The organism is Vibrio sp. vnigr-6D03 (genome assembly GCF_002835515.1).
In the GTDB taxonomy this organism is placed as follows: domain Bacteria; phylum Pseudomonadota; class Gammaproteobacteria; order Enterobacterales; family Vibrionaceae; genus Vibrio; species Vibrio penaeicida.
The window spans coordinates 241,457-261,155 of sequence record NZ_PIZL01000012.1; the positions used below are offsets into that span (position 1 = coordinate 241,457).

The 19,699-nt window shown below is 42.3% G+C and carries 15 protein-coding genes; 4 read left to right on the forward strand and 11 right to left on the reverse strand.

What is annotated here, in order from left to right:
- Positions 1–266: 266 nt before the first annotated feature.
- A complete protein-coding gene (locus CW749_RS09010; protein ID WP_101111694.1) occupies positions 267–1,364 on the reverse strand; it encodes an acyltransferase in 1,098 nt (365 codons plus the stop codon).
- Between the two features lie 567 nt (positions 1,365–1,931).
- On the opposite strand from CW749_RS09010, the gene CW749_RS09015 reads away from it, so the two are divergent.
- Complete coding sequence (locus tag CW749_RS09015; RefSeq protein ID WP_101111695.1) at positions 1,932–2,504, forward strand: sugar O-acetyltransferase; 573 nt, start codon at positions 1,932–1,934, stop codon at positions 2,502–2,504.
- An 815-nt stretch (positions 2,505–3,319) separates the two neighbouring features.
- Positions 3,320–5,044: a glycosyl hydrolase family 18 protein gene (locus CW749_RS09020; RefSeq protein WP_180958362.1), complete on the forward strand. Its 1,725-nt coding sequence runs from the start codon at positions 3,320–3,322 to the stop codon at positions 5,042–5,044.
- A 141-nt stretch (positions 5,045–5,185) separates the two neighbouring features.
- Here the strand turns inward: CW749_RS09020 and CW749_RS09025 are convergent, their stop codons facing one another.
- The 9 genes from CW749_RS09025 to CW749_RS09060 all read right to left on the reverse strand — a co-directional run bounded on the left by CW749_RS09025 (position 5,186) and on the right by CW749_RS09060 (position 15,427).
- Positions 5,186–6,187, reverse strand: a complete 1,002-nt coding sequence (locus CW749_RS09025) for a metal-dependent hydrolase (protein ID WP_101111697.1) — start codon at positions 6,185–6,187, stop codon at positions 5,186–5,188.
- Between the two features lie 199 nt (positions 6,188–6,386).
- Entirely contained in the window at positions 6,387–7,928 is a 1,542-nt protein-coding gene (locus CW749_RS09030) for an ankyrin repeat domain-containing protein (RefSeq protein WP_101111698.1), read from the reverse strand.
- A gap of 266 nt (positions 7,929–8,194) precedes the next feature.
- A complete protein-coding gene (locus CW749_RS28530; RefSeq protein ID WP_263422461.1) occupies positions 8,195–8,326 on the reverse strand; it encodes a hypothetical protein in 132 nt (43 codons plus the stop codon).
- A 435-nt stretch (positions 8,327–8,761) separates the two neighbouring features.
- Complete coding sequence (locus tag CW749_RS09035) at positions 8,762–9,364, reverse strand: LysE family transporter (protein WP_101111699.1); 603 nt, start codon at positions 9,362–9,364, stop codon at positions 8,762–8,764.
- A 49-nt stretch (positions 9,365–9,413) separates the two neighbouring features.
- Complete coding sequence (locus CW749_RS09040) at positions 9,414–10,244, reverse strand: AraC family transcriptional regulator (RefSeq protein ID WP_101111700.1); 831 nt, start codon at positions 10,242–10,244, stop codon at positions 9,414–9,416.
- Positions 10,245–10,417: 173 nt separating this feature from the next.
- Positions 10,418–11,866: a decarboxylating NADP(+)-dependent phosphogluconate dehydrogenase gene (gnd, locus tag CW749_RS09045; protein WP_101111701.1), complete on the reverse strand. Its 1,449-nt coding sequence runs from the start codon at positions 11,864–11,866 to the stop codon at positions 10,418–10,420.
- A gap of 20 nt (positions 11,867–11,886) precedes the next feature.
- Positions 11,887–12,603 carry a 6-phosphogluconolactonase gene (gene pgl, locus CW749_RS09050; protein ID WP_101111702.1) on the reverse strand — a complete coding sequence of 239 codons (717 nt, stop codon included), beginning with the start codon at positions 12,601–12,603 and terminating at the stop codon, positions 11,887–11,889.
- Complete coding sequence (gene zwf, locus CW749_RS09055) at positions 12,600–14,102, reverse strand: glucose-6-phosphate dehydrogenase (protein WP_180958376.1); 1,503 nt, start codon at positions 14,100–14,102, stop codon at positions 12,600–12,602. The genes pgl and zwf overlap by 4 nt, the downstream gene beginning before the upstream one ends.
- Positions 14,103–14,425: 323 nt before the next feature.
- Positions 14,426–15,427: a phosphotransferase gene (locus CW749_RS09060; protein WP_101111704.1), complete on the reverse strand. Its 1,002-nt coding sequence runs from the start codon at positions 15,425–15,427 to the stop codon at positions 14,426–14,428.
- Positions 15,428–15,891: 464 nt separating this feature from the next.
- On the opposite strand from CW749_RS09060, the gene CW749_RS09065 reads away from it, so the two are divergent.
- A complete protein-coding gene (locus CW749_RS09065) occupies positions 15,892–16,536 on the forward strand; it encodes a flagellar brake protein (protein ID WP_237322411.1) in 645 nt (214 codons plus the stop codon).
- Between the two features lie 266 nt (positions 16,537–16,802).
- On the opposite strand, the gene CW749_RS09070 is transcribed toward CW749_RS09065, so the two are convergent.
- The gene (locus CW749_RS09070; protein WP_004402847.1) at positions 16,803–17,012 is read right to left on the reverse strand and encodes a cold-shock protein; all 210 of its coding nucleotides are present in this window, start codon (positions 17,010–17,012) and stop codon (positions 16,803–16,805) included.
- Between the two features lie 612 nt (positions 17,013–17,624).
- Here CW749_RS09070 and CW749_RS09075 point away from each other — a divergent pair.
- Positions 17,625–19,697 carry a protein-disulfide reductase DsbD domain-containing protein gene (locus CW749_RS09075; protein WP_180958363.1) on the forward strand — a complete coding sequence of 691 codons (2,073 nt, stop codon included), beginning with the start codon at positions 17,625–17,627 and terminating at the stop codon, positions 19,695–19,697.
- The last annotated feature ends 2 nt before the right edge of the window (positions 19,698–19,699 follow it).

The window sequence follows — 19,699 nt, forward strand, 5'->3', positions numbered from 1 at the left end:
TGTGCATAGTTCGGATAACTTCTGTTAGGGTAAGCATCCATAAACTTTACAAGTATGAGCACTTACTCTAACTAGTAAAGGGGCAAAAACAAGTTACAGAATCTAAACCACATGCTCCAGAACCCTGCCCCCTAATCCTCCCTCAACACCAAAACAGAAGGCAGCCTCTGATTGCCCTATTTAGACATCGCAAATAGTAAGCCACTAACTAGTGGCTTACTATCAAACGCCCTCTTACCATCAAAAAACCAGATCAGCTCTCCTTACTACACTGTCTCCACCGCTTCCCGATTTTTCCCTTCATCCGTTATACGCAGAAGCCTCAGCATTGCCGTTTTAAATACCGGAGCCATTCTGCGTTCTACTTGTGTATGGATTACATAGGCGACCACCAGCATGAGAGCGATGGTTAATGTGACTAATACAACAGGATCAACCGAATCACCAAAGTGATTGAAGATGATGTAGCCGATGTTTTGGTGTACTAGGTAAATCGGGTAAGTCAGCACGCCTAGGTAGTACAGCCACTTTTGTCTAAGTATGTTTTCTTTACAGAAGGCGGTCACACAGAACAACAAAAAGAAGGCGATGTTGAGAATAGCAATGACCGTGGTGTTGAATGTGATAGAGAACCAGCCAGACATTAACTCACCAAACAATGTCGATTGCTTAACCATATAAACGAACGACAGTGCCAGCAGAAGCATTTTAAAGGCAGACGCGCCATCACGGCGAATACCATCACGACGAATAAAGTAGAACACGCCTCCAGCGGCAAAATACCCGCTCCAGTGAGGAAAAATAGACACCCACATGTTCATTTCTTTAGCCCAAGGGTGGAATAGTGTGGCGGTTGATACAATGAGTACTAAGGCAATCACATGCAGGAAATACTTCATCATTCTAAAAAGCAGCATACCAAAGACGAGTAAGTAAAATTTCACTTCAAGAAACAGAGTCCAATATGCCCCGTCGACAGGCATATGCCCGAACCAGTGATTCACCATGGTTAAGTTCGCTAGGAACTGTGCACCGTCGACCGTGAATTTGGGAGCGCCAAAATAGATGGTAACAATACTGGTCAGAGCCAATGCGACCCAGTAGGCAGGAAACAGACGAGAAAAACGGGATGCAACAAACTTGCGAGCGCTGCCCCCTTCTACGCTCATAAAAATGACAAAGCCACTAATCACAAAAAAGAAATTGATGCCCATATAGGCGTATCGGCTCCAAATACGAGTATTTTCTAGATCAATAACAGGGGCATGATCCGCCATATGTGCAGAATAGGTATAGTGAAAAATCACAACAAAAATGGCTGACAAAAACCTGAGTAAATCTATTTCGTAAAATCTTGTCTTCATATTTAATTGTCCATAAAGTCAAATAAAAATCTTTCAATTCCAGCGTAATACTACCCGCTCATTGCTTATAGCTAGAGGGCAAGCCTCAGATAGGAAAAGTAATATCAAGCAGCACACCAACACCACTTAACATACTGTTATAATTAATTTTTATTATTTAAAACACGAACCACAATCTTACATGGCTTTTTTATTCTATATCTCAGTCGTTATTCATTATGTGCTCACACTCATAAAACAAAGTATTTTTATAAGGTATCTCACTCAATATTTAGTGATAATAAATTGAAACTAAATAATCCTTAATAAAACTTAAATTAAAAAATAACACATCGATATATTTTGATATTAAAATGTTAAAAATACTTGTCGTAATAATTGAATAAACTAGCGGTCGAATATATAGAAATATGTGGATAGTTTACAAATGGAATTCAGACGCGTTAAAGTTGCCTCTTGCCGAGGAACTGCGCGAAGTTAACTGCCTCAAACAACCTGATGAATAGATAGCACTGCCAGTGATACACTATTACCTTGTAAACCGATAGGTAACAAGTAGAGAGCAAGATGACTGAATTTGAAAAGATGCTCGCAGGCAAAGACTTTGACGGTGGCTCAGACAGTATCGAACGTATCCGCCAGAATGCGTCTGACTTGGTGCAAGCCATTAACCAGAATACGGATGGCGTTCAGCGCAGTGAGTTGTTTCAACAACTAATAGGCGGTATCCCAGATTCGAGTTTAATCCGCTCTCCTTTCTATTGTGAATTCGGTAAAACAATCTCGATTGGCGAAAAGACCTTCATTAATATGAATGTGACTATGCTGGACGGGGCTAAAATTACGATTGGTAATAATGTATTGATTGGTCCGCATACGCAGCTTTACTGTGCTAGCCATGACCTGAATTACCTTGCGCGTCGTAACTGGGAAACCTCCTGTGCTCCTATAAACATTGAGGACGACGTGTGGATTGGTGGTAATGTTGTGATCAACCAAGGTGTGACAATAGGTGCGCGATCTGTAATCGCAGCCAATTCAGTCGTGAATATCGATGTACCGCCAGATTCACTGTATGGTGGAACACCTGCCAAGTTAATCAGAAAAATTCATGAAAATGGTGAAGATATAAGCCGCTAATAGACGTTAGAAGAGGAGGATTTTCTAACATTCTAGCGATGCTCCTCAAAGCTACACTGCCGAATCCACGAGAACAGCCTATCGCAATACTGTATCTCGCATTTCAAATACTCAGCCACCAACTGCTTTCAACTGCTTTCAACTGCTACCCTACCTCGACAACGTGTACCGCGCCCCCGCAATATAGCATTCTATTTGAGAGAATAATGGCTTTAACAGTTTGGCATCTCATATCGACATGAAATGCTTATTTATAGCGCTCTCTAATATTCTGAATCACGATCAAAAATAATATTCTCGGATGCAAGAAAATACAGTATTACACTCCAAATAATAACAGTACTGAACACGGAATAATATTTAACCTAAAGGGTATCTTTTCCTTAAATAAATATTCAACAAATTGATGAAAATCGATAATTTGCTATCAAAAATATCGATATCTTCATTAAAAACCTTCATTCTCGTTGAATTTTTATTCTTTTAAGTACTTCAAAAATAAATCAGTCTCTTTATTGAGATAGTATTTTTTCAACAAAAAATAACTCGAATAAAAATCACAAAATAAACATTAATAATGGAACACTATAATAACAATAAATTGACATTAAAAAATAAACCATTGATTTTAAATAATTTAATTTCTCATACATTACAAATAATATTCTTCAAAAAATATTTATGCGTATCTTTGCATATAGACCGTGTTTTGTAAAAAACATAACGTAATTATCAGCAACAACAAACATAATGTTGGTAAAACAAAAACATTAATAACTTGAATATTATTGAAGGTAGATTAAATGAAACCATCTATGAAAATAGTTAGTTTAGCTATATTAGCGGCGTGCAGTGCCACGGCACACAGTGCTCCAAAATGGACTCAAGCAGAACAAGTATTTAATACTTACGAAGACAATGCATCACTACTACCAGTTGCGGGATATGTTTCTAACTGGGGAGGGTATGAGCGTAGTTTTAATATCAATGACATTGACGGAAAATACGACAAGTTAGTTTATTCTTTCATGGCGCTTTGTGGGACAGAAATAGGGGACCCAACGATTACTTCTGCGGTTAAATCCGCGAAGAAAATCTGTGCCGATGGTGGATACCCAGACTTCACAATTGTCTTTACCGACCTATACGCAGATCTTCAGAAAGATCTTGGTGCTGGTAGCGGTAATTGGCACAACGATCTCAACGGTCCTGCTACCTTTGAGTCCGGTCAGAAATACGCGGGCGGTCTAGTTGCAGTTTTACGTGAGATGAAGAAGCGCGACCCGGGCTTAGAGCTTGCTTTCAGCGTGGGTGGCTGGTCTCTGTCTGAACCATTCTCTCGTATGGCAAGTACGTTTGAATCTCGCAAAGTGTTTATCGACAGTGCTGTTAAGTGGTTCACCTTGTACCCTATGTTTGATCAGCTCGATATTGACTGGGAATACCCAGGTGGTGCGGGTGCGAGCGAAAACTCATGGTCACCAGACGATGGTAAAAACTACGCACTTCTTATCAAAGAGCTTCGTACTGCTCTAGATGCTGCTGGCATGCAAAACAAGAAAATTGCTATCGCTGCGGGCGCTCCTGCGACAAAACTGGACGCATCAAACATCAAAGCTTTGATAGACAACGGTTTGGATTACGTCCACTTAATGACATACGACTTCATGGGTGAATGGCAGGATAAGCTTGCACATCACACAAACTTGTCGGGCGAGTTGTTAAAAACTGACGAAACTTTCCACTCCGCTGAAAAATCAATCGACTATATGATTGACGTGCTTGGCATTCCATCAACAGCGATTCAGATTGGTTACGCAAACTACAGCCGTAACGCAGGTCAGGTGAACCTTCAAAGCGTTTCTCCTCTGGTTGGCTCGTTTACACCGGGTAATTCAACAAACAAATCTTATGATACTGGCTCTTCAGAGCTTTTTGATTACGCGAATAAACTTGTGAGCTTTAAGAACACGGGTGCCGCTGGCATGCAAGGCTATGAGATTTATACCGACATAGACGCAAATGCAGACTTCCTGTTCAACAAGAGCACAAAACAGTACGTCAGTATCGATACGCCTCGAACTGTTTACGCGAAAGCTGCATACGCGAAAAAACGTAATCTGGGTGGTATCTTTAACTGGATGGTCGATCACGATCCTGGTTACCACATCAATGCGGCACGTGAAGGCTTAGGCTACAAAGTTACTCAAACTAAATTGGACATGACTAACGTAGTGAATACGTGTGGGCTTATTGATGTAAACGGCAACAAACTGTCTGATGAAGACTGTAAGATATTAACTGGCGTTAAAGATGGTTCTATCGGTCCGATTGAACCGCCTACAAAGCCAACTGAGCCACCAACAAAACCAACAGAACCGCCTGCTGACTTATGGGACACGACAAAAATTTACCAAACTGGCGATATCGTAACGTTCGAAAATGAAAAATGGAGAGCGCGATACTGGACTCAAGGCGGTGAGAACCCGAAAGCGTCATATCAAAAAGATAAGTGGGGTAACTGGGAACCAGCAAACTAAGACCTGATTTTTAACACTCTCTCATTCGCCCCTGCTCTGGCTAGTTCAGAACAGGGGTTTTCCTTATCAAAGCTCTCGCTGTTAAGTAGATAAATACCGCCCCAACCTAGTTGAATCTAGTGATGCTTTCTCAAGACCCAATCAATAATCAAAAAGCATATTAAAATACTTGTCTCTTGAAGCTGGTGTGTTGTCTCGGTGCGTGGAGTACTCTACGTGAGCCTCCACGGGCGCGTTTGGTGATAGTTTGATACTCCAAAGAGCGTTCAGTTGGTTTGGTACCACGGAATAACGTACATCAATAATGCGCAGCTCATCGGTAGGGTCTTGAGCGATATACCCATTGGAAAACCAGCGAAAACGTTCGATGTCTTTGGCTTGCTGCGAATCGGGGGCGAGCCAAGGAAAATCTCGGCTGACATTTAACTTTTTAGTGAATTCGCCAGGATAGGTTTTCACCGATGTACCCACCCTTACAGCATCCACGTAGAAATGGTCCTCGGTCTCATAGACCACTTTCCAAAGTAAAAGATTCGCGAAGCTCGGTTTGGCTTCCAGCTTAATCGGCGAGTGCTGCCTCTCTTTCGCCAATTGCCACCCTGCTTCTTCAGCTCTGTCTCTTTGAATCATTCCTAATGTGAGATAGGTAAACGCCCAAAGAAACGCGATACGAGCGAACATTGGGTTTCGTTTCAGCACGGCAAATACAAGTAACACCAATATTGGAAGAGTGAAGGCAGGATCAATAATGGATACCGTATTCCACGCAAAACGTGCATTGCTGAGCGGCCAAAACAGCTGAGTACCATAACTGGTACAGGAATCCAGCAGCGCATGAGTGCCATAACCCAAAGCACAAAAAAGCCAACTTTGTTTAAATGAAAGCCCGCGTCTTTTTGCTATTAGCGGATGCAAAATCAAGGCACAGATTAAGCTTCCAATTGGGATAAACAGAAGGGAATGAGTGAACTGCCGATGGAATTCCAAATACAACAGTGGGTCGGTCGATGAACGAATGAGCACATCCAAATCGGGAGCCATTCCTGCAAGCAGCCCTAAAACCCCAGCGACAACAACATTTTGTTTTTTGCTCACCGATTGAGGCAAGGAAGCGCCTAGTAAGCCCTGTGTTAATGGATCCATCAAATACTCTCAAATTGGGTTTAGCCGAACACAGTTATACTGTATTACGTAATGCAGAGATCATCAAAAGTGCTTTGATTTCAGTGTAAAAGGAAAGATCCCCGTTCGCTAATCTAAGTCATCAAAACGCATCGTGGACACACAATAAAGCCTCGAAGACCAATGTGGTCTTCGAGGCTTTTTAATCAATAGCTTGAAATCAGTACGACGACAATTTTAAGATTTCAGTTAACTCTTTCCGATCGTCATCAGTCAAATTATCATTTACATATTTTGTCAACCAGTCTATCGGATATTCAATAGTCGCCGGATGGTTACGCTCATTCCTAACACCAAAATTTTTCGATGCGCCATTATCGAGAAGTAGCTGTATTAAATCCTTGCTGGCATATCTGACTGCGTAATGTAGAGGTGACATATTCGATGTTCGGAGGGTATATTGGCACCTATCATCAGGAATAATTGTGCCAGTGTTCACTTGAGCTCCCGCTTCAATAAGTAGCTTAGTTGATTCATAACTATCATACTGAGCCGCATACATTAGCGGAGTCTTGTTGAAGATATTTTTATTATTAGGGTCAAACCCTTTTTCTAAAAGATATGCAATCGCTCTTGGATATTTGACGGAAGCATTTAATATGCTTTCATTCGTATTGTACCATCCAATTTTTTGAGAGCTTTTTTCCATATGAGATACATCTATTTTCATTATTTGATCAATAGGTAGCTTTTGCAAAATTGCCCTTCTTAACTGGATTTCGTCTTCAGTTTCAAAGGGTTTATACATATAAAATCTTATTCCAGAACTAATGGCACTTTTTAAGGCATAATTTGCTATTTTTTCCGCTTCAACTGCCCCCCAATGAAAATGGTCTTGGTAGAATTGAGTCAATTCAGCTGTTGCAGAATTAATTTTTTTAACATAGGAATTAAAAGCTTCATATTCGCTTAAGCCTTGTAGCGACCAAAGTTCCAAGTTTCGAAAATCTATTTCATATGTAGAATCATCGTAATTATTATAGTTTACTTTTTCCGGTGTTTGCTTTGGTGCATGAAGTAATCTTTTAAACTCATCGCTTATCTTGATAGACCAACGTCCATGAGTTGCCATTGAACCACAGAAACTAGCCGATCCAGACTGTCGTCTCAGGCCTCTTACATACCCTCTCAAACTTACAAGAGTATCTTGCATTTCATAGTAATCGCTTTTTATTAATTTGATTTGTCCAGTCGTTGGCATTTTATTTACAGTGCAAAGATGCTTCCAAGAAGCATCACTGAGTAACTGATGAAGTTGATCTTCTTCCTTCCCAGAGACATAAAGGTAATACTTCCCATCATCTGAAGATAAAATGTACCCTTCTCCTATTGGAGGTGATCTTTCTGATAATTCATTATAAAAATCCCAGTCGTCTCTCCGGTTAGGAAATGGCTGAACTGATGCTAGATATTGATATCTTTCACAAGCACCTCCACAGCCTGCATGCCTAAAATAAGTTAAATAGATAGTATTTCCGTTTATTTTAATTTCTTTACCTGCATTGCGTTCTAAAGAAGATGGGAAATTTCGATCTATATCTCCATCCCATAATTCTTTTGATTTTGGAACCATCGTTTGACAAACAGGATCATTATTTACCTTTAGAGTTGGCTGAAACCATGACTTTGAGAATCCAGCCGCTTCTGAATTTAATGACGTTAAAGAACTAAACAACAAAAGAAATAATCGACTATTCTTCATAACTTACCTTTTTAGGTTCATTTAAAGCATGTAACGTGAAGTAAAGAAGTATATGCTCAAGTCAACGCTAACAGATAAATCAAAATTCAAACCTATTAGGAATCACAAAATAATAATGTTAAAGAATTATATATGAGAAAAATATTTATTATTCAAAGTTAAAGTAGCATTTGTAATAAATAAAAAGCCTCGAAGATCGATATGGTCTTCGAGGCTTTTTAAATAAATGTGTCGCAATGGATTAGCGAGTCTAAAACCGTATAGGGTTAGATCGCTTCTTCTTGAGCTTGCTTCACTAATGCCTGACGTTGAGCTTCTTTTTCGCATGACGCGTTATTATTGTTTTTGCTTTCATTTTCCAATTCACTTGGAACGAATACATAGTACTTATTGAACATCTTGAACCTCAAACTGCATGAATCATTACGCTCGAAATTATTCACCTAGCGTAATCAAGCCGCAGATATTAATGACTTCATGCTCAATATTCAATCAAATTTATGTAATCCTTTGTCAGAAATCGCGTTCGAGAAGAGCTTCAGGAAGTAGATCCAAAAATGGGGGATATACCCAAGTAACCTCAAGGTGCAGGATTCAGAGCCTCATATTCTGTTTCAATTCAAGCCTTTCTACTTCAAAATCAGGAACGCAGCGGAATGACGAGTCCTTTCCAAGTTCTTAGACGATGAAGTGGGGCAGAATATGGGCTCCCAAGGGCGAGTTTAACTGGCTTTCATACTGCGTTATCGATTCTTGATTTAGAACCACTAGATCTACCAATCGATGCCTTGCCTGAAAGCCAGTTAACTCTCGCTGAACCTAGCATCTTGAGGTTACTTGGGTATATAGATAGTTTCAAATCCTAAACTGAACGCCACGGCAACAAGCAACCACGCCAAGATTCGGTTGAACGCTGAAAAAACTTTAGGGTTCTTGAGCTTGTGACCTAATACTTCTCCGAGTATGGAATAAGATGTTGGGGCTCCGAATGCTAAAACAGCGAGAATCCCTGACCAAAGTACCGCTTCCATGCCTACAATACCACTCGCCGGAAATTGCACCGCCGCAACAGGCAAGACGACTGCTGGCGCTTTAGGGTTGAGCAGTTGAATGAGTACCCCATCCTTAAAACTCAGTATCTTCAGGGGTTTATCGCCGACATTGAGTGAGCTGACATCGCTGGTGTGCAGCTTCCACGCAATGTATAAAATATAGCTACACCCTATCAAGGCAACGTAGGGCAACCATTGAGTAGGAATGAGCGTTTTTCCTGCCCAGCTGATTGATACAAATAAGATAAACATAGCCGTTCCGACTCCGGCAAAAAAACCAAGGTACCGCTTCGTATTGCTTTGCAGACCACCGTTTAAACCCAGTAAGTTAACAGGTCCAGGCGTGTACATAACTCCTATGGCGTAGGCGAAGATTTCTAGCATTGATTTATACTCTTGAATGCTTTTATTGATTAAAAGCGAAAGTGTTTAATTAGGAGAGGCGCTGCTTTTGATACTGTGCAGGGGTCATCCCATAGACACGTTTGAAGCGCCGATTGAAATGGCTGCTGTCGGAAAATCCGGCTATTTGTGCAATGTCAGTTGCGGTTTTCCCCAATTCCAGCGATTTTCGAGCGAGATTCACGCGGCAACTTAAAACATATTGATGTGGCGTGATGCCGTATTGTGCTTTAAATGCTCTTATCAAATGATATTTAGACATGCTGGCAGCAACGCTGATGTCATCAACAGAAATGTCTAACGCAGCATGTTCATGTATGAAGTCTTTTGCACGCTTTACGAGCGACTCTTTCCGGTTGCCATCACTAGTCAGTATTGGAGAATTGCCACTCAAGCGAGCAATGGAATGTGCCATTTCCAATAGACCGGCATCATATTCGACTTTGGATACGGATTCTGAATGAATCCATTGTGACATTGTGATCACTTGCTGGCGAAATACACCGTCGTCCATGAGCGTTTTTTCGACTCTCACATTTGAAGGTTGACTCAACCCAACGGTTCGGAAATAGGGTTCCAATTGGTTCGGGTGAACATACAACATGATGTATTCGAGATCGTCCGAGCCGCCAGATCGCCCATCGTGTACGTCTTCTGGGTTGAATACAATCACTCCACCCGCAGGGCTTTGGTGGAATTGAGTTCGGCAGAAAAAGTCTTGTCGCCCTTTTAAGGTCACACCAAACGAGTATTCTTCGTGAGCATGTTTGTCGTAGGTAAAATCACTCATGTTTGCTGTGAGTAGCAATAACCCATCAATGCTCTGATTTCCTTGGTAGTGAAATTGATTTTTGTCTTGCATGGTCAATTTCCGGTTCGTCCTGAATGAGTTAAGAATAGGGCATCAATGAGCGCTGAGATTGAACAAAATTGCTCGTTTTTATATTAGATGGTAACGATACTGTACTCCAATTTCTCTGAGTGACAAAAAAGGGTGCCCATTTGGGCACCCTTTGAATTTGGATTACGAGGTAATTATACGTCGTAAGTTGTAGAAGCAGTGTCGCCGCCTGTACCAGTCCAGTTCGTGTGGAAAAATTCACCACGCTCACGGTCGATGCGCTCGTAAGTGTGAGCACCGAAGTAGTCACGCTGAGCTTGAAGTAGGTTAGCTGGTAGACGTGAAGTTGTGTAACCGTCTAGGAAAGATAGCGCAGAAATCGTACATGGCATTGGGATACCAGACTCTAGAGATTTCGCTGCTACTTTACGCCATGCTGCTAGGCTGTTTTGTAGGATGTTTTTGAAGTACTCATCAGAACCTAGGAACGCGATGTCTGGGTTTGCTTCGTACGCATCACGGATGTTGCCTAGGAATGCAGAGCGGATGATACAACCACCACGCCACATAAGCGCTACGTTACCGTAGTTTAGGTCCCAACCGTTTTCGTTCGACGCTTCACGCATTAGCATGAAACCTTGAGCGTAAGAGATGATCTTTGAAGCCAGTAGAGCCTGACGAAGTGCGTCAACCCACTCCTTCTTGTCGCCTTCAACTGGAGCGATAGTCTTACCGAACAGTTTTTCAGCTTCAACACGTTGGTCTTTCAGTGCAGACAGGCAACGAGAGAATACAGACTCAGAGATTAGCGTTAGAGGAATACCTAGGTCTAGTGCGTTGATGCCCGTCCACTTACCAGTACCTTTCTGACCAGCTGTGTCTAGGATTTTCTCAACAAGAGCTTCACCGTCTTCATCTTTGTAGCCAAGGATGTCAGCTGTGATTTCAACTAGGTAGCTGTCTAGCTCAGTCTTGTTCCAATCAGCAAATACGGCTTGCATTTCGTCAGCTGAAAGACCAAGACCGTCTTTCATGAACTGGTATGCTTCAGTGATAAGCTGCATGTCACCGTATTCGATGCCGTTGTGTACCATCTTAACGAAGTGACCCGCACCATCGTTACCAACCCAGTCACAGCAAGGCTCACCAGCGTCAGTTTTTGCAGAGATACCTTGGAAGATTGGCTTAACCGCTTCCCAAGCTTCAGGCGCACCGCCTGGCATGATTGAAGGACCAAAGCGTGCACCTTCTTCACCACCAGATACACCAGTACCGATGAAGTGGATGCCTTTCTCACGACAATGCGCTACACGACGGTTTGTATCTGGGTAGTTAGTGTTACCACCATCGATAATGATGTCGCCTTCGTCTAGAAGTGGGATTAGGTTGTCGATGAACGTGTCTACAACGTCACCAGCACGAACCATTAGCATCACTTTACGAGGTGCTTCTAGCTTTTCTACTAGCTCTTCTAGAGAGTATGCACCAACAATGTTTGTGCCTTTCGCTGGACCTTCTAGGAACTCGTCTACCTTCGCAGCAGTACGGTTGTGAGCAACCACTTTAAAACCGTGGTCGTTCATGTTTAGGATAAGGTTCTGGCCCATTACTGCTAGGCCAATAACACCGATATCACCTTTCATTATTCATCTCCATTAATCGATCAGGCAATTTTACTTGCTGCGTCTGAATCTAAGTACCACTCCGTTTCGCCCGTTTTGGACTGGATTTTCGCTGCCGGATAAGGCAACGCTTCCGCAGGAGTAGTGTGAATTTCGTTTACAATCTCGATCTTGCCAGCACCCAATACTAGGTAGCTGATGCGTTTTGCCGCTTCCAGCACTTTGGCTGTTTTCGACACGCGGATTTGACCGGATTCTGGATGAGAAGCCAAAACAGATAGGTTCTCATCATTGTAATTTGTTTGCTCTGGGAACAACGAGGCCGTATGGCCATCAGCGCCCACACCAAGCAGGATCCAATCAAAAACTGGCGTGCCGTTTTCAGTTGGGATCACTTCAGCCATTTCATTGGCAAAGCGCTCAGCTTCTGCTTTTGGTTCGTTTTCACCGCGGATACGGTGGATGTTTTCTGCTGGAATTTCAATTTGGCTAAACAGTAGTGTGTTCGCTTCACCGTAATTGCTTTCTGCATCTTCAGGAGCAACACAACGCTCATCGCCCCACCAAAAATGCAGGTTTTTCCATTGAATAGCGGTTGCGTAAGCCTCTGTAGCCAGAAGCTTGAACAACATTTTTGGGGTGCTACCACCAGACAAAGAAATGTGGACAGGCTTGCCTTGCTCGCTGAACGTTTTCAGGTCGTTCGCTAGGCTTTCTACTACCTGATCCGCAGTTTGGAAGATCTTATGATTGATCATAGTTCGCAGTAATCCGTGTCAGTAAGGTTCTTACAAGGGAAACGCCATGCGCGTCCGTCACGCTGAAGCAGCTTGTCAGACTCCATTGGTCCCCATGTTCCACAGGCGTAGCCAAACAGTGATTGAGGATCTTGCTTGAAGTCCAGAATCGGCTGCACGTACTTCCAACATGCTTCTACTGCATCACTACGAGCAAATAGCGTCGCGTCGCCATTTAGCGAGTCCAGAAGTAAACGTTCATACGCAGTTAGCATCTGAGTTTCTTCAAGAGAAGCGTAATGGAAGTTCATTTTCACTTCTTTAGCATGGAAGCCAGCGCCCGGCTCTTTTAGGCCGAAGCTCATTTGAATACCTTCATCAGGCTGAATACGAATGATCAGCTTGTTTTCTGGGGCATCCAAACCAAATACTGGGTGCGGTGTACGTTTGAAGTGAATGACCACTTCGGTTACACGTGTTGGTAAGCGCTTACCAGTACGAACGTAAAACGGCACACCATTCCAACGCCAGTTGTTGATGTATGCTTTCAACCCTACGTATGTTTCAGTACGTGAATCTTCTGCAACACCTGTCTCGTCACGATACCCAGGAAGGAATTCACCACGCACATCAGAACCCGTGTACTGACCCAATACCAGATTGTTGCGAAGGTCATTTTCTTCTAACGGCTTCAAGCACTGAAGAACTTTCACTACTTCATCACGCATTGAGTCTGCATTGATTTGAGCAGGGGGCTCCATACCAACCATTGCTAATACTTGTAGCAAGTGGTTTTGGAACATGTCACGTACAGCACCGGATCCGTCGTAGTAGCCACCACGTTCTTCCACACCTAAGAATTCAGCACCTGTGATTTCGACGTAATCAATAAAGTTACGGTTCCACAATGGCTCGAACATGGCGTTAGAAAAGCGGAACACTAACAAGTTTTGTACCGTTTCTTTACCTAAGTAATGGTCGATACGGTAAATCTGATGTTCCTGAAAATGCTCATGAATTTCTTTATCTAGCTTCTGCGCAGAATCTAAATCATAACCAAATGGCTTTTCGATGATCAGACGTTTCCAGCCTTCGCTTTCATCGTTCAAGCCATGTGCCGCTAGGCTGGCTGGAATCACGCTGTAAAGGCTTGGTGGCGTTGCTAAATAGAAGAGTGTGTTGCTTTGTTCAAACTGATAGCTTTCAGAGAGTTCATCTAAGCGGGTAACCAGTTTGGCGTAATCGTCGGTGTCGGAAGTGTTTATCGCTTGGTAATGTAGGTAGTTAATAAACGCATCTAACGTTTCAGGTTCCGTTTTTTCCATTTCCTGAAGAGAGCGTTTCAACTTGTCGCGATAAGATTCATCACTGTATTCAGTGCGGCTGACGCCTAAAATCGCAAAGGATTCTGGAAGCTGTTTGCTCGCGTATAAATGGTATAGCGCAGGGATCAGCTTGCGGTAAGTCAAATCGCCAGAGGCACCGAAGATAACGATGCAGCTGTTTTCAGGTATTACCATCATCTTTCCTTAAAGAGGGGTTTTCATTGAGACATAACTAGAGTCAACAGACACTATCAATGTCTCAGGTAAATTAACAATAGGTGTTAACTATCAGTCCGAGAGGTAAGAGCTATGGGCTACTTAGTGTTCAACTGAGCTAAAACAGCGTGCTACTTTACATCAGCTAACTACGATGCGCATCCCAAAAACTTACCTATTTCAAATTTGTTGAGAAAAACTACAAAATTTCTGTAACGTTTACAACATCTCAAACAATAATAATTATCATTAACAACAAAAACAGAGGGATCGATTAGAAATAAGGTATTCCTTAATATTCGTTACTTCACGATGTATTCAAGCCCTTTTGTAGCACATGAAAGTGAATATTCATTGATTTTCCAGTGTTCTGGACTCCAACCATAGAGAAACCTTAGAAAATCTGCCCAAGCCACATAATAAAAGGGTTTCCAGCTTTCAATGATCAACTTTGCATTTTGTTCTGGACGATAAAACGACATGGCTTCTTCGAATTGGGAAAAGTAGTAATCTAACAACAGCTTTTCAACATTTTGGGCTTCTTCAATAGGCACACAACTACTAATGAAAAGCATGACATCTTTCATTGCACACCCTTCCCCTACATATTGAAAATCCACGGCACCAACGGAATCCATATTGGCTGAAAAACAGAAGTTCGCTAGCTTGGCATCACCATGAACCAATGTCGGGAAAGGTGCCGATTTCAATGCTGAGTTTAATGCTTTCGCGTGTGTTTTAAATTCATTTGTCACCATTGCTTGAAATTCATCAGGGCGGGTGTCCAAGTGCCAGTAGGTCCCTTGCGTCCATAAGGCTTCGTCTGGACCAAAATTAAGGTGACTTATACTCAAATGCTTCGCATGAAAATTCGCTAGCCACTTGAGGCAAAGCTTCCAGTGCCTAACATCTGACTGCTTGACAACCTCGGTTAGACCGTAATCACGCAAGTCGGACATAACAATCACGTATTGTGTGGGAGTGGGATTGACTTCCAGCCCAATAGGCATGAGGCATCTTGGATCTTTTTGAGTGGAGAACTTCAAATACCAATTGGCTTCTACAAGATAAGATTTTAGCTTTCTATCGGTAGATCGTTCGGTATTCCAGCCTTTTGGATGTGCGAGCGTTTCAGGCAACTCTATCCATTTAGCAATAACACTTTTAGCGGTTTCACTCTGCTCAACCTCATCAGCATTGCCATTTGGGCTCAAAAACCAGCGTTCAAGTCGTCCGAAATCACCCCAAAGTTTCTGAATAAGCTGCTTTTTTGAGGGTTTGTGTGCCAAATGCCCTTTACTCATTTTCTGATTCCCAACATTAAGTTCACTCAATGCATGTAATGTTCTTAATATTGTCTCTTAAATACGCTTAATTCGCCAATTGAGAAAGTCGTTACTAAACTAGAGTCATATTCTATGATTTGTTTAATACAATTTATTGAGCCATACATCAATGCATGGTCCAATCACGCGAATATTTATTCGCACAGCTCACATTCAGAAACGTCGATTACAATCGATTTATAAAAGTTAATTTATAATGTCAGAGCAACAATCACGACTTCAAATGCATCAAAGCACATAAAAACTAAATGACTGTCGTGCGTATATATATCATCGCCTTACAATGACTTAGTACGAGGCAAATGAAGGTCAAAAGGACTACCATGGCGGAAAACTCGGCGGCAGCAAACCTACAAGTTAATACCAATTCGGAAAATTTCAAAGGTGCTGAAACAACGCTTAAAAGCTCAGATGCTTTAGCAATGATCGAACACAGCAGTGATGTGACCATTAACATCTCTACTCCCGTAGGTATCAACTATAAAGGCATTACACCTTTCATAGGAACCATTGGAACAGATTATATATTGCTGGGCGCGCCTGATATCTCGGACGAAGATTACGAATACTTTTTTCAGGAAGGTTTCTGGGTAAATGTTCGCGCTATTTCACCACGTGGTGAAGGCGCACTTATTTCTTTCCGATGCCAAATCATGCACATGGTTAACGAACCCGTTCGCATGATCATGTTGTCCATTCCGGCCAATATGAAAGTACTTCAACTTCGTAAAGAACCCAGATACGACGTATCGCTTGCCGCCGTTGTTTTTTATAACGGTCAGCGCTTGGAATGTGAAGTAAGGGATATCTCTAAAGGAGGATGCCGTATCATCACAAGCCCTTTGATACGTACATTCCAGATAGAAGAACCGATACAAATCAGCATAGTGGAACGAACGCGTGGGAAAGTAGATCTTCCTCAGCTCACTGGCAAAATTTGTAACATGCAGAAGTCTCATCATTACGCGCGCTACGGAATGATGTTTGATGACAAAGGTAAGAAGAGTGTGCAGCTTTTGCTCAGCTATTTGAAGTTTGATGGCTCGAAGCTTGCTCTGAAAGCTTAGTATTTTTAGAACGTGTACACATACACGCTGATGGCAAAAAATAACATTAAAAAATAGCGTTGTGCTCGTTTTTATCGTTCAGTTATCAACTGCGTTTTTTCAACCAATCTCAACTGATTTAAGAAAGCAAAAAAAGCTCAGGTTCTAGCTAGACCCTAAGCCTGTATTACGAACAATTCTATGAATTATTACTAGCGATAAAACGAATTCGCCCCGCTACCTCGGGTGAGAGAGCGGGGCGATGCATTCTATCAATCTAAACTCAATTAGATTTTTTCAACGTTTGCAGCTTGAGGACCTTTTTGGCCTTGCTCAACTTCAAACGATACTTTTTGGCCTTCAGCAAGTGTTTTGAATCCGTCACCAGTGATAGCACGGAAGTGAACAAATACGTCTGCACCACCGTCTTCTTGAGTAATAAAACCAAAACCTTTTTCTTCGTTAAACCACTTAACTGTGCCAGTTGTCTTAGACATGGGTATTTCCTAAATTGTATCTTTGTATCTCACAGCGCGACCTTCGCGCCATAATTGTTAGTCAGCCAGATAGAGTTACTTATAAGAGGTCTAAACATCGAAAAGAAAACACTTCAACAACAGACTGTCAGACAGTAGGTTTAAGAAGACTTCTTGAGTCAGGAACAACAAATAAATAGGTCTGTATACAGGCCAAATACCAAGTTACGCGAGTTTCTCGCTGGTGTATATGATTTTCTTCCGTTAGCAGGAAAAAATCGCCTTGATTGTGATATGTGTAAGCAAAAATGACAAGATTCACACATGATTCATAAAAATATTGTTGCAGGATCTCAATTCTCAATCTACCGAACTAACTGTTTACTCAAATTTTTTTCTTATTTTTGGGAATATTTTCGACAACAAGCTGGTCTTATCTCTGAATAGCCGACTTAGCTAACTGTGTTTTATCGCCACAAAAAGTCGACAATAGAATTGCTGCTGTAGGTTTCGAATCGACATTATAGTTATCTCGCATTGGGTAAACGGGTGAAACCTGTTTATATTTTAACTGGGTATAGAATCTCAATGACTTATAGATTCTCATCTAATATGAGCCCCAAAAGGCATGCTTTGAAAATACTATCTGTACTCCATTACGTTTTTGCTTTCATTATTTGTAACGTGTCGCTCTCTTCTTATAGCGCGGCTCATACGACAGCTTGGCTTCAAAATGACAGGCACCCACCCGTATCGGTAAAATTATCACTAACTGGTACGCAAGACGTAAACGCAAAGACAGTTCATGCACTACTGGAAGTAAGGTTGGATGATGGTTGGAAAACTTACTGGCGTACTCCTGGCGAAGGTGGCGTTTCTCCCTCACTCGATTATTCGACAGCCTCCAATATTGAAAACATTCAATGGCATTGGCCAATCCCAGGTTACTACCAGCAGTTTGGTTTAACTGTTTTGGGCTATCAAAATTACGTAGCATTTCCTTTAGATATCGTTTTAAGTGACCCCAAAACTGCCACAGACATCAACGCTACACTTACTTTACCCAGTTGCACCAACATCTGCGTTCTTACCGACTACCCTATCCAGTTGTCTTTTAAACCTGAGTTACTGCAGCCAAACAGCGATAGCATGATGCTTCACAATCAAGCCATGTCTTTAATTCCGCTCACTTATGGCAGTGCTAAGGTGTCGCGAATCATTTGGGATGAAGGGAATCGGCTACTCAGTGTGACTTTGGAAAACGAAACAGGCTGGAATAATCCAAATCTATTTATAGAGACATTGAAATCAGGAGATAACCATTTTCAAGCGCCCACTATTTCAATTCGCGACAACCAGTTAACCGCCATTTTTCCTGTCTCGAACACGCTTGGGAAACCGGAGTTAGACAATCAAGACTTGCGCATTACGGTTAAAGACGACTTACTTCTCCAAGAATTAACCGCACCATATTCAATCGGACATGTTAAGGCGGAGAATCCTAACACTGCACTGATGTTGTGGTTCGCTTTCCTAGGGGGGCTTATTTTAAATGTTATGCCGTGCGTGCTCCCCGTCCTTGGAATCAAGGTCAACAGCGTGTTGCTTTCTGGCGACAAACCAGCAATGCACAGAGCGCACTTTCTCGCCTCAGCCGCTGGCATCATTTCTTCTTTTTGGGTACTGGCGGTTGCTCTTATCGCCCTTAAATGGACAGGCAATACTATTGGCTGGGGAATCCAATTCCAGCAGCCTTGGTTTTTGGTCTTTCTAGTTGTTGTCACCTTAGGTTTTAGCTTGAATTTATTCGGCATTTTTGAGTTCAAGCTCCCTAGCCTATGGTCAAATACTTTGGCAAGTGACAGAGGGAAAGGGCTATCGAAGCCATTTTTCCAAGGTGCTTTCGCTACGTTGCTTGCCACACCTTGTAGTGCTCCGTTTCTCGGTACCGCCGTCGCTTTCGCGTTAGGAAGCCATATTTTTGACATTCTGCTCATATTTACATTTTTAGGTATTGGCTTAGCCTTTCCTTGGTTTATGTTCGCTTTATTCCCAAAAACCATTGGTTTACTGCCTAAACCTGGCGCTTGGATGGGTCGGTTGAAGATCCTTTTTGCTCTAATGATGGCGTTAACATCCTTTTGGCTAATTTCGTTGCTTTCTACCCACCTAGGTCAATTTGTAACCATAATGGTCAGTGCCGTTACATTTGTGTTTTTGCTGCTCGTATTGGTTTCAAAATATGGTGCTAGAAGCGTCACCATTTATGGTAGCTCCGCATTACTGGTTTTCGGGTTGGGCTTGGCGATAGCGGGGTCACTGTCATCTCATTGGGCGACCCCGGTTATCGATGATTTTCAGTGGCAAGAATTAGACACGCAAGCCATCGCGCAGCACGTGGCGGAAGGTAAGCTTGTATTTGTAGATGTCACCGCAGATTGGTGTATTACCTGCAAAGCAAACAAGATTGGAACAATACTGCAACCCCCAGCGTATGAGCTGATGCAAGCGTCTGACGTCGTTTTAATGCGAGGGGATTGGACAACACCAAGCAATGCTATTACTGAATTTTTGATGAGTCACGGCCGATATGGCGTACCACTTAATGTGGTATACGGACCCAACGCACCTCTGGGGAATGCCCTTCCGGTGCTGCTGACTCAAGATTCCATTTCACAATCTCTCGATCTTGCAAGAGGAAAATAAAC

Bases quoted from the DNA above. Each gene is read 5' to 3' on its own strand.
- CW749_RS09010 (WP_101111694.1), bottom strand. From the start codon at position 1,364: ATGAAGACAAGATTTTACGAAATAGATTTACTCAGGTTTTTGTCAGCC.
- CW749_RS09015 (WP_101111695.1), top strand. From the start codon at position 1,932: ATGACTGAATTTGAAAAGATGCTCGCAGGCAAAGACTTTGACGGTGGC.
- CW749_RS09020 (WP_180958362.1), top strand. From the start codon at position 3,320: ATGAAAATAGTTAGTTTAGCTATATTAGCGGCGTGCAGTGCCACGGCA.
- CW749_RS09025 (WP_101111697.1), bottom strand. From the start codon at position 6,187: ATGGATCCATTAACACAGGGCTTACTAGGCGCTTCCTTGCCTCAATCG.
- CW749_RS09030 (WP_101111698.1), bottom strand. From the start codon at position 7,928: ATGAAGAATAGTCGATTATTTCTTTTGTTGTTTAGTTCTTTAACGTCA.
- CW749_RS28530 (WP_263422461.1), bottom strand. From the start codon at position 8,326: ATGTTCAATAAGTACTATGTATTCGTTCCAAGTGAATTGGAAAATGAA.
- CW749_RS09035 (WP_101111699.1), bottom strand. From the start codon at position 9,364: ATGCTAGAAATCTTCGCCTACGCCATAGGAGTTATGTACACGCCTGGA.
- CW749_RS09040 (WP_101111700.1), bottom strand. From the start codon at position 10,244: ATGCAAGACAAAAATCAATTTCACTACCAAGGAAATCAGAGCATTGAT.
- gnd (WP_101111701.1), bottom strand. From the start codon at position 11,866: ATGAAAGGTGATATCGGTGTTATTGGCCTAGCAGTAATGGGCCAGAAC.
- pgl (WP_101111702.1), bottom strand. From the start codon at position 12,603: ATGATCAATCATAAGATCTTCCAAACTGCGGATCAGGTAGTAGAAAGC.
- zwf (WP_180958376.1), bottom strand. From the start codon at position 14,102: ATGGTAATACCTGAAAACAGCTGCATCGTTATCTTCGGTGCCTCTGGC.
- CW749_RS09060 (WP_101111704.1), bottom strand. From the start codon at position 15,427: ATGAGTAAAGGGCATTTGGCACACAAACCCTCAAAAAAGCAGCTTATT.
- CW749_RS09065 (WP_237322411.1), top strand. From the start codon at position 15,892: ATGATCGAACACAGCAGTGATGTGACCATTAACATCTCTACTCCCGTA.
- CW749_RS09070 (WP_004402847.1), bottom strand. From the start codon at position 17,012: ATGTCTAAGACAACTGGCACAGTTAAGTGGTTTAACGAAGAAAAAGGT.